The sequence below is a fragment of the Geminocystis herdmanii PCC 6308 genome (assembly GCF_000332235.1).
Taxonomy (GTDB): Bacteria; Cyanobacteriota; Cyanobacteriia; order Cyanobacteriales; family Cyanobacteriaceae; genus Geminocystis; species Geminocystis herdmanii.
On sequence record NZ_CM001775.1, the window covers coordinates 1,997,417 to 2,010,286 of the forward strand.

At 35.9% G+C, this 12,870-nt stretch carries 14 protein-coding genes; 8 read left to right on the top strand and 6 right to left on the bottom strand.

All coding sequences use genetic code 11. From position 1 onward, the window contains the following. Positions 1–84: 84 nt before the first annotated feature. Positions 85–1,284: an RNA polymerase sigma factor, RpoD/SigA family gene (locus tag SYN6308_RS22240; protein ID WP_040466857.1), complete on the bottom strand. Its 1,200-nt coding sequence runs from the start codon at positions 1,282–1,284 to the stop codon at positions 85–87. A 206-nt stretch (positions 1,285–1,490) separates the two neighbouring features. Between SYN6308_RS22240 and SYN6308_RS09995 the strand changes: the two genes are divergently transcribed. The 3 genes from SYN6308_RS09995 (at position 1,491) to SYN6308_RS23870 (ending at position 2,879) form a co-directional block, all read left to right on the top strand. Beyond that, complete coding sequence (locus SYN6308_RS09995; protein WP_026102011.1) at positions 1,491–1,718, top strand: DNA-directed RNA polymerase subunit omega; 228 nt, start codon at positions 1,491–1,493, stop codon at positions 1,716–1,718. Further along, the gene (locus SYN6308_RS10000; RefSeq protein ID WP_017294300.1) at positions 1,711–2,322 is read left to right on the top strand and encodes a hypothetical protein; all 612 of its coding nucleotides are present in this window, start codon (positions 1,711–1,713) and stop codon (positions 2,320–2,322) included. The genes SYN6308_RS09995 and SYN6308_RS10000 overlap by 8 nt, the downstream gene beginning before the upstream one ends. A 140-nt stretch (positions 2,323–2,462) precedes the next feature. After that, positions 2,463–2,879: a hypothetical protein gene (locus SYN6308_RS23870; RefSeq protein WP_017294301.1), complete on the top strand. Its 417-nt coding sequence runs from the start codon at positions 2,463–2,465 to the stop codon at positions 2,877–2,879. Here SYN6308_RS23870 and SYN6308_RS10010 read toward each other — a convergent pair. After that, positions 2,876–3,964 carry an ABC transporter ATP-binding protein gene (locus tag SYN6308_RS10010; protein WP_017294302.1) on the bottom strand — a complete coding sequence of 363 codons (1,089 nt, stop codon included), beginning with the start codon at positions 3,962–3,964 and terminating at the stop codon, positions 2,876–2,878. The genes SYN6308_RS23870 and SYN6308_RS10010 overlap by 4 nt on opposite strands. A gap of 250 nt (positions 3,965–4,214) precedes the next feature. Then, positions 4,215–4,706, bottom strand: a complete 492-nt coding sequence (gene psbV, locus SYN6308_RS10015) for a photosystem II cytochrome c-550 (protein WP_017294303.1) — start codon at positions 4,704–4,706, stop codon at positions 4,215–4,217. Between the two features lie 338 nt (positions 4,707–5,044). On the opposite strand from psbV, the gene SYN6308_RS10020 reads away from it, so the two are divergent. Both SYN6308_RS10020 and SYN6308_RS10025 read left to right on the top strand, forming a co-directional pair. Beyond that, entirely contained in the window at positions 5,045–5,416 is a 372-nt protein-coding gene (locus SYN6308_RS10020) for a cyclic nucleotide-binding domain-containing protein (RefSeq protein ID WP_017294304.1), read from the top strand. Positions 5,417–5,425: 9 nt separating this feature from the next. Next, positions 5,426–6,658, top strand: a complete 1,233-nt coding sequence (locus SYN6308_RS10025; RefSeq protein ID WP_017294305.1) for an acetate/propionate family kinase — start codon at positions 5,426–5,428, stop codon at positions 6,656–6,658. A 104-nt stretch (positions 6,659–6,762) separates the two neighbouring features. On the opposite strand, the gene SYN6308_RS25510 is transcribed toward SYN6308_RS10025, so the two are convergent. Together SYN6308_RS25510 and SYN6308_RS10030 are read right to left on the bottom strand one after the other, a co-directional pair. After that, entirely contained in the window at positions 6,763–7,020 is a 258-nt protein-coding gene (locus SYN6308_RS25510; protein ID WP_306301638.1) for a type II toxin-antitoxin system RelE/ParE family toxin, read from the bottom strand. 8 nt (positions 7,021–7,028) lie between these two features. Further along, positions 7,029–7,283 (bottom strand): hypothetical protein, encoded by a 255-nt coding sequence (locus SYN6308_RS10030; protein ID WP_017294306.1) that lies wholly within the window; start codon positions 7,281–7,283, stop codon positions 7,029–7,031. A gap of 205 nt (positions 7,284–7,488) precedes the next feature. On the opposite strand from SYN6308_RS10030, the gene SYN6308_RS25760 reads away from it, so the two are divergent. Together SYN6308_RS25760 and SYN6308_RS10040 are read left to right on the top strand one after the other, a co-directional pair. Then, positions 7,489–7,611: a hypothetical protein gene (locus SYN6308_RS25760; protein ID WP_017294307.1), complete on the top strand. Its 123-nt coding sequence runs from the start codon at positions 7,489–7,491 to the stop codon at positions 7,609–7,611. A gap of 189 nt (positions 7,612–7,800) precedes the next feature. After that, positions 7,801–9,138, top strand: a complete 1,338-nt coding sequence (locus tag SYN6308_RS10040; protein ID WP_026102012.1) for a histidine phosphatase family protein — start codon at positions 7,801–7,803, stop codon at positions 9,136–9,138. Positions 9,139–9,209: 71 nt separating this feature from the next. Here SYN6308_RS10040 and SYN6308_RS10045 read toward each other — a convergent pair whose 3' ends face one another. Beyond that, positions 9,210–10,685, bottom strand: coding sequence for a DUF4335 domain-containing protein (locus SYN6308_RS10045; RefSeq protein ID WP_017294309.1), 1,476 nt, complete (start codon positions 10,683–10,685; stop codon positions 9,210–9,212). 401 nt (positions 10,686–11,086) lie between these two features. Between SYN6308_RS10045 and ureC the strand changes: the two genes are divergently transcribed. Further along, positions 11,087–12,826 (top strand): urease subunit alpha, encoded by a 1,740-nt coding sequence (ureC, locus tag SYN6308_RS10050; RefSeq protein ID WP_017294310.1) that lies wholly within the window; start codon positions 11,087–11,089, stop codon positions 12,824–12,826. Positions 12,827–12,870: the final 44 nt, after the last annotated feature.

The following is a 12,870-nucleotide window of genomic DNA, read 5'->3' on the forward strand; positions in this document are numbered from 1 at the left end:
GGGAATTAATAAACTAATCCGCTATTTTTCCAGTATTTCTCCTATCTCCTGTCTTTTTTCTCCTAACTCCCTAATCGATAAAGACTAGGTGTTGAGGACTTCTAAATAATCCCGTAACTGTTTTTCTTGATCTGGCTCTCTTAATTTTTGAATTGCTTTTGCTTGAATTTGTCTTACTCTTTCTCTGGATAAATTCATCATGGTGGCGGTGTCGCTTAAAGAGTACATTTTCCCGTTTTCAAAACCAAAGCGTAACCTTAAAATTTGTCGCTCTCGATCGTTCAAACGTTCCATCATTAAGTGTAAATCCTGTTGCATGGAAACTCGCAATAGGTTTTCTTCGGGGGTATCGGATTGAGCCTCGATTAATTCCACTAATTCGGTATTATAATCTTCTCCTACTTTCATCTCTAAAGAGATCGATCGAGGGATTTGATTTAAAAATTGTCGTAATTGAGGTGCTGTCATCTCCATTTTTTTGGCAATTTCCTCTATGGTTGCCATGCGCCCTAATGTTTGAGATAGTTGTCTTTGAACCTTTTTGAGTAAATTCAATCTTTCTGTAATATGAATAGGAATGCGAATAGTTCTTCCTTGAGTTGCGATGGCCCTTGTCATTCCTTGACGAATCCACCAATAAGAATAAGTGCTAAAATGATAACCTTTAGTATAATCAAATTTTTCTACGGCTTTTTCTAATCCTAAAGTACCCTCTTGAATTAAATCTAATAATTCTAAACCCCTATTTTGATATTTTTTAGCGATGGAAACCACTAGGCGCAAATTAGCTTTAATCATCATTTGTTTCGCCTTAACGCCATCAGCTAAGATTTTGTCTAATTCTTTGGGGGTTAAATTTGCCAAACTAGCCCATTTTTGTTTACCGTGAAGGATAATTTTATCTAATTTTGAGGGAGAAATCTTTAAAGTTTTGGCTAAATTTTCTGAGGTAGGTGCTTGAGAATGATGCCCTGCTAAAGAATCATAGGAAGACATCACAAGAATATATTCTTTAATTTCAGGAATAGAATCATTTTGCTCTTTAATTTTATGGAGAGATTGAGCCGTTTGTACTTGTCGGGCTAAAGTTATTTCTTCTTCTTTGCTTAATAAACGAATGCGCCCAATATCACGAAGATACAGGCGCATTAAGTCACGAGAATTTACATTTTGATTTTGAGAGGAGACGTTTAGAGTCGGCGAGTCATGGGAAGGATAAAGAGACTGGGTATGGGATGATAGGGAATGACGATCGTGTAATGGTTGAAAATAAAACTTTGACATAATCTCTGTTCCTTTCCTTAATGACTAAATATTTATATTATAGATCGATCAGACTGTTTAAATCCGAACTTTCCCTCAATATACAATAAAAAAAATAAAATGGATAAAAATTTCTTTAATCTCTCATATTTTCAATATTGAACTGGGGGTAAATTAAAACTAAGGTGATATAATTGCTTTGTTGAACAACTCCAATAAAAACGAGAATGCTTAAGAAAAATAACTTTGATTCCAGTCAAATAATGTTTCGTAGTGATGAATTAATGAATGCGGCATCTAATCGTTATAAAATTACTGTAGCCGTTGCTAAAAGGGCGAAACAACGCAGAAAAGAAGACTTTGAAAATATAGAAGAAGTGATGAAACCTGTGCTTAGAGCTATTATAGAAATGTCTGATGAAATTACCCAACCTGAAATTATCAGTGATGACTAAGATAAAAAGATTACATCTGAGTAAGTGGTTAAATTTGTCTGTATTTTTGGCTACTTTTCTCTTAATTAATTATTTTCATTTTTCTCCCTTTCTGTGGCGGTTAGGGATTCATCATTCTGCTGCGGTTTTTGCACAAAGTATCACTCCTGAAAAGGTTGCACAAGAAGTTTATCAACAAATACCAGACTTATCTTTAGAAAATAATTATACCAGTGTTAGTAATGGTCAAAGGGCGATCGAAAATACTTTAGTGAGTCGTCTGGTACGCTATCATCAATATGTTAAAGCACGTCCAATTAATTATCGTCTTGATTGGAAGCTGACTTTGGCGGATTATCTCCGAAAAAATGAGATTATTAATGAGCAGAGGTATCCGGGTAATGGTACTCTAACACAAAATCCCCTAGAGTTCGATCGAGCCATCATCGAAAAATTGACAATGCGCCAGAGAGAAGAATTAGTTAATGTGTTAGTAAGTATTTATAACCCCACCACAGAAACAGAAAAAGAAACTAAACCTTCAACTTCTACAACTCCAGACAAACCTGCTTCTACGGGTATTATTCTTCCCCAACCCGGAGGGGCAGATTTATTATTACCCTAGACAGATAATATTCTCGAAAGATAATTTCAAAAAAGTTAATGATAGAATAGTAAATAAATGATAAAAAAATGTTATAGTTAACCAGTTATTCTACTTATCAAATATTCGTTTAAAATCTGGAAATATCAAAAGAGGAAATTATGGAACTAATTATTTGCTTGGTTTTAGCGGTATCAGCTTTTGTCGCTGCCATTACCTGTATTGTTGGGCTGGTATCCGCACCTACTCCTATTCTTTTGGCAATATTAGCAACGGGAATGTTACTTACGCAAAAATCTATTACTAAGTTTAATGAACCTACCATCATTATGGAAGGTAAAGATAGAGTTGAAAAAGTACAGATTGCTTCAAATAAAAGTATTGATATTCCCAATATAATTAATTCATCTGAGAAAATCCCGACAGAAAATGCTCAGGAGAAAAAATCTTCTATGACTTATAGAGGTTTTCATTATAATCGCCTTAAATATAACCGTCTTAAAACTTTTGACTCAAAACAAAGTCAAGTTATTTATCGGGGCGCAAAAAGTAATCCGAATAAGAAAACTGTGGTTTAAATTCTGTTACCAGAAATAGGCTCAAAAATGTAGCTATGATCTAAACTAAATTCTATTTTAAATCGATCGAACCTTTCACCTTTCCATTTCATCGGTAACTGTAGATTAATATTTATCTCAGAGTCAACAATAGTTGCACCGACTAAAATTTCTTTTCCTAAAGGCTCAATTACTTCTATTTGGGCGATAATACCATTATCTGATGAATCGGATTCGATCGAAACATTGATATATTCAGGGCGAATGCCTAAATCCCAACCTTGCCCATTATGGGGAGGTATTTTTTCTTTCCAATAGGGAGTTAAAGGGAGGGATTGCTGTTGATTAATCCACAATGCCCCATCATGATAGGTAACGGGAATAATATTCATGGCGGGTGTACCTAAAAAAGTAGCCACCATACGATTAACTGGATTATCGTATATTTGTGCAGGTGTGCCAATTTGCTGTATTTTACCTTGATCTAAAACGACAATTCGATCGCCCAAAGTCATGGCTTCTACTTGATCATGGGTAACATAAATCGTAGTAATACCAACCTTATTATGAAGTTTTTTTAATTCTGTGCGTGTTTGATCCCGTAATTGAGCATCTAAATTAGATAAAGGCTCATCCAATAAAAATACTTTTGGTTGTCGAATAATTGCTCTACCTAATGCAACTCTTTGTTGTTGCCCTCCTGATAAGTCTTTGGGTTTACGATGTAATAAGTGGTTAATATCTAATATTTGAGAGACAAATTCAACTTTTTCGGTAATGACTGATTTGTTTATCCCTCGCATTTTTAAACCAAAACTAAGATTTTGAGCAACGGTAAGATGAGGATATAAGGCATAATTTTGAAAAACCATTGCCACGTCTCTTTCTCTGGCGGGGATGGTATTCATTAAAGTTCGATCGAAATATAAATTTCCTTCTGTAATTTCATCTAAACCAGCGATCGATCTTAATATAGTTGATTTACCACAACCAGAAGGACCGACTAATACCCAAAACTCTCCATCGGGTACTTGAAAAGTAATATCAGAAATAACCTTGACTTGATTAAAACTACGGGCAATATTTTCTAAAGTTACTGTCGCCATCTTGAATTTATACTTATTAGCAAGGTGATAAGCTGAAAGGCATCTAAGTTTACTGATAAAGGTGAGAGGAGGAGGAGGGGAAGACAAGGAGAGGAAGAAAATTGGTTTATTTATAAGTAACAAAATAATATGCAACTTAAATACGTCTTAACTTCAATTAATCTTCTAAAGGAACAACAGTGAATAATCAGTAATTGTTAATTGTTAATTGTTAATTGTTAATTATTAATTATTAATTATTAATTGTGAACTACGGTTCGATGAGAGAGCGTTTACCCCATTTAGGATCGGCATTAGTTTGGATTAAGATATAACCAGCAACAGCTTTAATATCTTCATTAGTATAATTACGAATTTCAGGCCAAAGATCAGGGCGCTCGGTGCTTAAATGGAATAAAGAAATATCTTCTTCACCATCATAACTGGTAGGGTTTTTAATATAATCTACTAAACCCAATAAATTGTCTCTGGGAGGAAGCGCATTAGCTAAACTCTCTTTACTTAAACCAACGTTAGGGTTAGTTTTGGTTTTTCCTTGAAGGTGACACTGCGCACAGTTATCAATAAACAATTTTGATCCTAGTTGTGCTTCTTTATTGGATAAAGTAACAGAAGTTCCATCTTCATTTAAAGGCACTGTACGAATTTCATCACTTAAACTTAGAGCATTTGCATTTGGGGCAAAAGACTGCCATGCAAAAATTACTCCAGCTACTAATATTAAAAAAACTTTTTTCAACATAATTCTAAAACAAATATTTTTTTTGATATTTTCTTAGGGTTTCAGATTATACCCTAATCATTTTCTCTCAAAATTGGTTCATCTTTGAGGAATTATTGTAAAGTTTTGTTAATGAATTTTATTTTAACCCCTAGGAAGATTTTTCTACAACTGAGAATTTAACCATTGTAGAAGTTTCCCAAAAAAAACAATTATTTTTAGTCCTAACCTCTCCGTGAATATCAACAAATAAGGTAACTTGAAATATAGCTACTTTTTTAAAGTTAAAGATTTCTTAACCAAAAAATTCCCATGACCTGAGATAATGTGCGTTAGTACTTTACAAACAAGATTGTTTTATGTTAGAAATTAGTGATGTCATTGATTTATTCTTTAATCATCTCAAAACCCATGACTTTTCCGCAGGAGAAGTCATTTTTAAAGAAGGAGAAAAAGGAGATAAAATGTTCGCATTGATGAAAGGTCAAGTAGAATTATGGAAAGATGGCAAGGTTTTAGAGACAATTCATGAGCATGATGTTTTTGGAGAAGGAGCTTTAGTGCAGTTAGAACATGACAGATGTACAACTGCGATCGCCCTTACTGATTGTAAATTGGCAGAATTAAATAAAGAAAGATTTTTATTCTTATTACAAGAAACTCCTTTATTTGCTCTGGAAATTGTGAGAAGTTTATCGAGCCGTTTACGCAAATTAAAGCAGAAAATGTAAATTTTAACTATGAAAATCTTAGTTCTTAATGCTGGTTCAAGTAGTCAAAAAAGTTGTTTATATGATATTAATTCCCTTGAAAATATCATTTCTCCTCCTTCTCCTCTTTGGGAGGCAATCATTGATTGGACTGTTAGTAGTAATTATGGACTGTTAAAAGCAGAAGCTAAAGGCAATAAAATAACCCTTGAGTTACCCATAAGTAACCGTCAAACCGCTATTAAAACTATGTTAGATACCATGAGGGAGGGCAAAACTAAGGTTTTAAATGATTTGTCTGATATAAATGTAGTTGGTCATAGAGTAGTACATGGGGGAAGTAAATACTCTCAGGCAATTTTGATTACGGAGGAGGTTAAGGCAACGATTAGAGAATTAATACCTTTAGCACCTAATCATAATCCTGCTCATTTAGAAGGTATTGAAAGTATTGAGAAGATAAATCAAGAAATTCCTCAAGTAGCGGTGTTTGATACGGCTTTTCATCGCACTATCCCTGATTATGGCAAAATTTACCCTATTCCTTATGAATATTATGAACAAGGAATCCAACGTTATGGTTTTCATGGTATTTCCCATGAATATGTAGCCCAACGTACAGCAGAAATTCTCGATCACGAAGTGGCGCTGCACGATCGAACTTTAGATAGTCTTAGATTGATTACCTGTCATTTAGGTAACGGTTGTTCGATTACGGCGATAAAAGATGGTATCAGTGTTAATACCAGTATGGGTTTTACTCCCTTAGAAGGGGTGATGATGGGCAGTCGTAGCGGTTCGATCGATCCAGCTATTGTTACTTATTTTATGAGAGAATATGACTATGATAACAGGGTTATTGATGAAATTTTAAATAAAAAATCGGGATTATTGGGAATTTCAGGGATTTCTGGGGATTTGCGCACGGTATTAAAAGCGATGGAAGAAGGAGATATTAAAGGGAAGTTAGCGGTAGAAATGTATATTAATCGCATCCAAGAAGTGATTAGCAGTATGTTACCTTGTCTTGGGGGTTTAGATGGTTTAGTTTTTACCGCAGGAGTTGGGGAAAATTCGGCATTTATTCGAGAGAAAATTTGTGATAAATTGGGCTTTTTAGGGCTTAAATTAGATACTGAAAAAAATAATCAATTTTGTTTAGATAAAAACATCGCTACGGATGATTCGGCAGTTAAAATTTTGGTGGTACATACTCAAGAAGATTGGTCGATCGCCCGACAATGTTATCATTTAATAAGATAAAGTAATTGACAAAGCAGGAATGTACATATTCGATAGAACTCCCTCTGTCATTGGGAGGCACGAAGCAATCTCCAAAACTCCGAATAATATTATATTTTCATATTCTAATAAACTTCATTATGAGAGCCAATATCAACCAAAATAATTTCTTTTTCCGTAATGATTAAATGAAGACAAATCCTGTAAGAAATATTAATTGATACTGAATACAAATCTTGAAGTTTGCCTTTTAATCTATGTAATCTCAATGACGGATGATGAGGATTTAATTCCAGTAATTTTAAGGTTTTTTCATATTGTTTAACTAATTCAGGTATGTTTTTTGATAAATTTTTTTGCTCTATTGTTATAGCTTTTTGTATAAATCAAATTATAATTCATTAGTTATACGCTCAATATGTTTTTCTACACTTTCTTTCACAAAATTACCTTGCTCATACTCACTTTTTGCTTGTTGTAGTGCTATTTCCAATTCACATTCACGCAAATAATTATAATATTCCATATTCATAACCACAAAAGTATCTTGTCCTTTTACCGTGATTGTTTCCTGACTCGTTTTTTCCAGTTTTGTTTTAATAACCGAAATACCTTTCTTTTTTAACTCTCCTGCTGAAATACTCATAAAATCTTACTCCTTTTATCTCGATAACGCAGTGATCTGCTGCGCAGTGCGAACTTTACGTTTATTATATAACATCGATCAAACCTCCCAAAACCTCGATCACTCCACTTTTAGTGATCGAATCTACCTTAAATCACAGGAATTTTATCATCAACCGCTTTGCAATAAATTGACAAAGCTAATAGCACAAATCGGCTAATTAATTTTGCCTAAGAACTTATCCTTTGATGCCGATGGTAATGGTGCAGGTAGTTCGATCGACATTGCTCAGTTGCGACGTGGTTTAGCCTTTGGGAATGCCAATATCATCGTTTTTGGTGGTGCCTAAGTAATCAAATGACTGGTGGATAATCCCCCTTTAATTCCCCCAACTTTGGGGGTTAGGAGACGAAAATTTTACAACTGATTTAGGATTGCTATAGTAGGTTGAAGAATTTGAATCCTTGAGAAAATTTATTTGGTAGAAATGTTATAAACTAATCTTTGTATTTAACACTTATACTAATTTTATATTCTAATGACTACCCGTGTAATTATAGTTCGTCATGGTCAAAGTAGCTACAATGCGCAAAAAATGATTCAAGGACGTTGTAATGAGTCTGTGATTACGGAAAAAGGCGAAAAACAAGCCAATGCCCTCGGAAATGCCCTGAAAACGATCGAATTTGACGGATTATATTGTAGTCCCCTTCAAAGAGCACATAAAACTGCACAAATTATTCAAGAATTAAATGATCATAATCCTAATCTGATCATTGCCGAAAAATTAAGAGAAATCAATCTTCCTATCTGGGAAAAATGGAAAAAAGAAGACGTTAAAAGAGAATATCCCGAAGAATATCGTCTTTGGAAAGAAAAACCCCATGAGTTAAAGATGACAGTAGAAGGGGAAGACTTTTACCCCGTGTTGGATTTATACCGTCAGGCGCAGGAATTTTGGCAAGAAATCATCCCTCGCCATGATAACCAAACTATTTTAATTACTGCCCATAATGGTATTAACCGTTGTTTAATTTTAACTGCCTTGGGAATGTCAGCTAGTTATTATCACACGATTCAACAGTCTAATTGCTGTATTAATGTCCTTAATTTTACTGGCAATTTTGGCGATGCTGTACAGTTAGAATCCTTAAATCAAACATCTCATTTAGGGATGCCTTTACCAGATTTTCGCCCCGAACAAAAACAAGGTTTAAGATTATTGTTAGTACGTCATGGGGAAACTGAATGGAATAGAATGTCGAGATTTCAAGGAGTTAAAGATATTCCCCTCAATGATAACGGCAGACAACAGGCACAAAAAGCCGCCGATTTTCTCAAGGATATAACGATCGATTTTGCTGTAACAAGTCCATTATTACGCCCGAAAGAAACCGCCGAAATTATTTTACAAAATCATCCAAATATTAGTCTTACTACGAAAAAAGATTTAGAAGAAATATCTCACGGTTTATGGGAAGGGAAATTAGAAAAAGAAATTGAGGCAGAATATCCGGGTTTGTTAAATGAATGGAAAGAAAAACCTGAAACAGTGCAGATGCCTGAGGGGGAAAATTTAGATCAAGTTTGGGCAAGGGCAGTCAATTCTTGGCATGAAATCATTAAAGAAAACCTAGAAGAAGGCAAAATGAAGACTGGTTTAGTTACTGCCCATGATGCTATTAATAAGGTAATTATCTGTTATTTATTAGGTTTAAAACCTGCTAATTTTTGGAATATTAAACAAGGTAATGGAGCAGTAACGGTTATTGATTATCCTCAAGGCTTGGATGGTATGCCCATTTGTCAGGCGATGAATATTACTAGCCATTTAAGTGATAGTGTATTCGATCGAACCGCCGCTGGAGCGCTCTAATTAGGGTTTGCCTCATAGTCTTTTGGTGAAGGGGAGGTGTCAGGTGTCAGGTATTAGGTATTAGGTTTAAGCTATTTTGCTTCGTGAAAAGTTTGCACATTACCATTAGGACTTAAAATTAATCGTACCGTTACTTGTTCTTGATCTGAAAAAGACGAGGTAATTTTTTCTCCTAATAATGGTATTCCTGTTCGATCGAGAAACACGATCGCCACTTGTCCCACAGGCGTAACCTTAGCTAGAGAACCGTTTTGATTAAATTTTAAGCGATATTCAATGCTTTGTCGAAGATTTTCGGGGGGTTGCCATTTACCCTGAAAATATTGTTTGACATCACTAGATACTATTCCCGCCGATTTTTTGTCATTTAAAGACGAATCTAAACGACTGATTTGCTGGGAAAATTGAGGACTATTTTCGATAACATTAGGGGAAATACTATTTAAACTGTTGATAGCTGGTGCTAAGTTATTAGACGGCTTAGGGCGTGTTGCTGTTGTAGCTACCTCTGAGCTATTAGATTGTAAAGTGGGTAAAGTAGAAAGACGGGTGGGATATTGGGGAGGAGAAGGAGGAGTTAAAGGTTGAGTTGGTTGAAAAGAAGGAGTAATCGCCGAAGGAGATGGTTGTAAGGAGATAATATTAGGGGTTGTGGTGTCTATGGGAGGAGGAGAAGGCAGGTTAGAAATTGCTGGTGCAGGAGGAGGAGGTACAATAATTAAATTAGCTTGGGGGGAAGGTGCTAAATTATTATTAGAATTTTCGATACTGTTGTTAGCAATATTAGTATTTTCTGGTTGGGGAGGTTGAGTAATGGTAGAAGGAGGAGGCAAAAGAGGCTCTCTATTTTTGAGATTTTCTGGTACTTCAGGCGCTACGATCGAAGGTAGGGTATTAGCATCAAGGGGAATAGGTGGAATAACATCTTCTACATTAGAAGGAATAACTTCTGTAGTTCGATCAACTGGAATAGTATCCGCCATCTGTCTTTCATAACGCCACCAAATTGCACCTCCCAAAGCAAAAGCTAAGGCGGTAATGGTAATACTTAATCCGATGTGACTAGACATGGATTCACCGTTATCGAAAATCGGTTTTGTAGCATCACGATGATAAGCCGAAAGAGCGTTAACAAAATCAAATAATTGAGTATTGGTTAAAATTACTTCTAAGATTTCTTCTTTGGGGAAAAAGCATTGATAAAACAAGCGATGACGATAGGCAGAATCTCTACTGATAGAGATAAATTCTTCTTGATTATCCAACGGCAAGGCACAAGTTAAAGATTCCCCTTCTAAACTATCAGATTCTAAATATTTACTAATATATTCGTTAATTTTTTCTCTCAATTTTTCCAATAAATTTCGATCGCCCAATATAATACTTTTTTCACTTTTTGGTAATCTAGGATCATCAAAATGAAGTTGAAAGCTAAACTGAGGGGGGAAATTTTTTGCACCCCAATTACCCCAAAAATGAGGATGATAAATTTCTAAAGTACAAGTAGGGGGGGTATAGCGTCTAAAAGAAGAAGTATTAATAACCATATTCAATGCCAAGATGCCGTTTTTTGGGAATAAACAAAACCCTATTATTACACATCTGAGGGATTAGGGGATTGGAGGATTAGGGGATTGGAGGATTAGGGGATTGGAGGATTACCTGAGTTCGATATAAAAATAGGTGAGGACTGACTTGGAAGACAGGCAGACAGGCAGACAGGAGGATTGTGTTTTTTTGAGTCAATAAAATTATTTTTAAAACCCACAAATATTGGGAATTTTTCTACCTGTCCACTTGTCCACTTGTCTACCTGTCTAGTTTTCATCATTTTCTTTATGGTTCACTGAGGTAGGATTAGGTAATAATTTCTGATTTTTTGTATATTCTATCTCGATCGAACTTAAAATGCTATAAGCTAAAAATAATTGATATGGGGTGAATGATTATGAGTTATTTTATGGATAGACGAGCCTATGCTGAAACCTATGGAGTGACAAAGGGCGATCGAATTAGACTAGCAGACACAGAATTAATTATTGAAGTAGAGAGAGATTACACCGTTTACGGCGATGAAGTAAAATTTGGTGGTGGTAAAGTAATTCGAGATGGTATGGGGCAATCAGGCATTTCAAGGGCAGATGGTGCAGTGGATACGGTGATTACTAACGCTTTAATTCTCGATTGGTGGGGTATTGTTAAAGCCGATGTGGGCATTAAAGACGGCAAAATTTTCAAAATTGGCAAAGCAGGAAACCCGCAAATTCAACCTAATGTGGATATTATCATCGGTGCAGTAACAGAAGTTATCGCAGGAGAGGGGATGATTTTAACCGCTGGAGGCATTGATACCCATATCCATTTTATCTGCCCTCAACAAATCGAAACCGCCCTTGCTTCTGGAATTACAACTATGATTGGTGGTGGTACAGGACCAGCTACAGGCACAAATGCCACAACTTGCACCCCCGGAGAGTGGCATCTCTATCGAATGTTAGAATCTGCTGACGCTTTTGCCATGAATTTGGGCTTTTTAGGTAAGGGTAACAGTAGCCAACCAGAGGGGTTAATTGAGCAAGTCAAGGCAGGTGCTATGGGGTTAAAACTCCATGAGGATTGGGGTACAACCCCTTGGAGTATCGACACTTGTTTAACTATTGCTGATAAATATGATGTGCAAGTAGCCATTCACACTGACACCCTTAACGAAGCGGGTTTTGTGGAAGACACCATCAATGCTTTTAAAAACAGGGTTATTCATACCTATCATACGGAAGGGGCTGGAGGTGGACACGCACCAGATATTATTAAGGTATGTGGGCAAATGAATGTTTTACCCTCCTCGACAAATCCCACTCGCCCTTATACTATGAATACCTTAGAAGAACACTTAGATATGTTGATGGTGTGTCATCATCTCGATCGAGGTATTCCCGAAGATGTGGCTTTTGCTGAGTCACGCATTCGCCGTGAAACCATCGCCGCCGAAGATATTTTGCACGATTTAGGCGCTTTTAGTATGATTGCTTCTGATTCCCAAGCTATGGGAAGGGTAGGAGAAACTATTATTCGTACTTGGCAAACTGCCCACAAAATGAAGGTACAAAGAGGACATTTGATCCCCCCCTCCCCCTTCAATAAGGGAGAGATTGATTTTAATACTACCAACGATAATTTTCGGGCAAAACGCTACATTGCCAAATATACCATTAACCCTGCTATAACCCATGGTATCGCTGATCATGTGGGTTCGATCGAACAAGGTAAATTAGCGGATTTAGTGTTGTGGAAACCTGCCTTTTTTGGGGTTAAACCAGAATTAGTAATTAAGGGAGGAATGATTGCCTATGCCCAAATGGGAGACGCTAACGCTAGTATTCCTACCCCTCAACCAAGGCACTCTCAACCAATGTTCGGGAGTTTTGGAGGTTCGATCACAACTACCAGTTTAACCTTTGTTTCTCAGGCTTCTTTGGAGTTAGATATTAAAGGTAAATTAGGCTTAAGAAAACCCACTATTGCCGTTAAAAATACCCGTAATTTGAGTAAAGCTGATATGAAGTTAAATGATTATGCACCTTTTATGGAAGTCGATGCAGAAACCTATGAAGTACGAGCCGATGGACAACTTTTAACCTGCGAACCTGCGAATATATTGCCTATGGCACAACGTTATTTCTTATTTTAATACTTAACAAAACAAAGAAAGTTTCGATCGAACTTTGGAAAATA

Excerpts from the sequence above, each read along its gene's own strand:
- SYN6308_RS22240 (WP_040466857.1), bottom strand. The coding sequence starts at position 1,284 with ATGTCAAAGTTTTATTTTCAACCATTACACGATCGTCATTCCCTATCA.
- SYN6308_RS09995 (WP_026102011.1), top strand. The coding sequence starts at position 1,491 with ATGCTTAAGAAAAATAACTTTGATTCCAGTCAAATAATGTTTCGTAGT.
- SYN6308_RS10000 (WP_017294300.1), top strand. The coding sequence starts at position 1,711 with ATGACTAAGATAAAAAGATTACATCTGAGTAAGTGGTTAAATTTGTCT.
- SYN6308_RS23870 (WP_017294301.1), top strand. The coding sequence starts at position 2,463 with ATGGAACTAATTATTTGCTTGGTTTTAGCGGTATCAGCTTTTGTCGCT.
- SYN6308_RS10010 (WP_017294302.1), bottom strand. The coding sequence starts at position 3,964 with ATGGCGACAGTAACTTTAGAAAATATTGCCCGTAGTTTTAATCAAGTC.
- psbV (WP_017294303.1), bottom strand. The coding sequence starts at position 4,706 with ATGTTGAAAAAAGTTTTTTTAATATTAGTAGCTGGAGTAATTTTTGCA.
- SYN6308_RS10020 (WP_017294304.1), top strand. The coding sequence starts at position 5,045 with ATGTTAGAAATTAGTGATGTCATTGATTTATTCTTTAATCATCTCAAA.
- SYN6308_RS10025 (WP_017294305.1), top strand. The coding sequence starts at position 5,426 with ATGAAAATCTTAGTTCTTAATGCTGGTTCAAGTAGTCAAAAAAGTTGT.
- SYN6308_RS10030 (WP_017294306.1), bottom strand. The coding sequence starts at position 7,283 with ATGAGTATTTCAGCAGGAGAGTTAAAAAAGAAAGGTATTTCGGTTATT.
- SYN6308_RS10040 (WP_026102012.1), top strand. The coding sequence starts at position 7,801 with ATGACTACCCGTGTAATTATAGTTCGTCATGGTCAAAGTAGCTACAAT.
- SYN6308_RS10045 (WP_017294309.1), bottom strand. The coding sequence starts at position 10,685 with ATGGTTATTAATACTTCTTCTTTTAGACGCTATACCCCCCCTACTTGT.
- ureC (WP_017294310.1), top strand. The coding sequence starts at position 11,087 with ATGAGTTATTTTATGGATAGACGAGCCTATGCTGAAACCTATGGAGTG.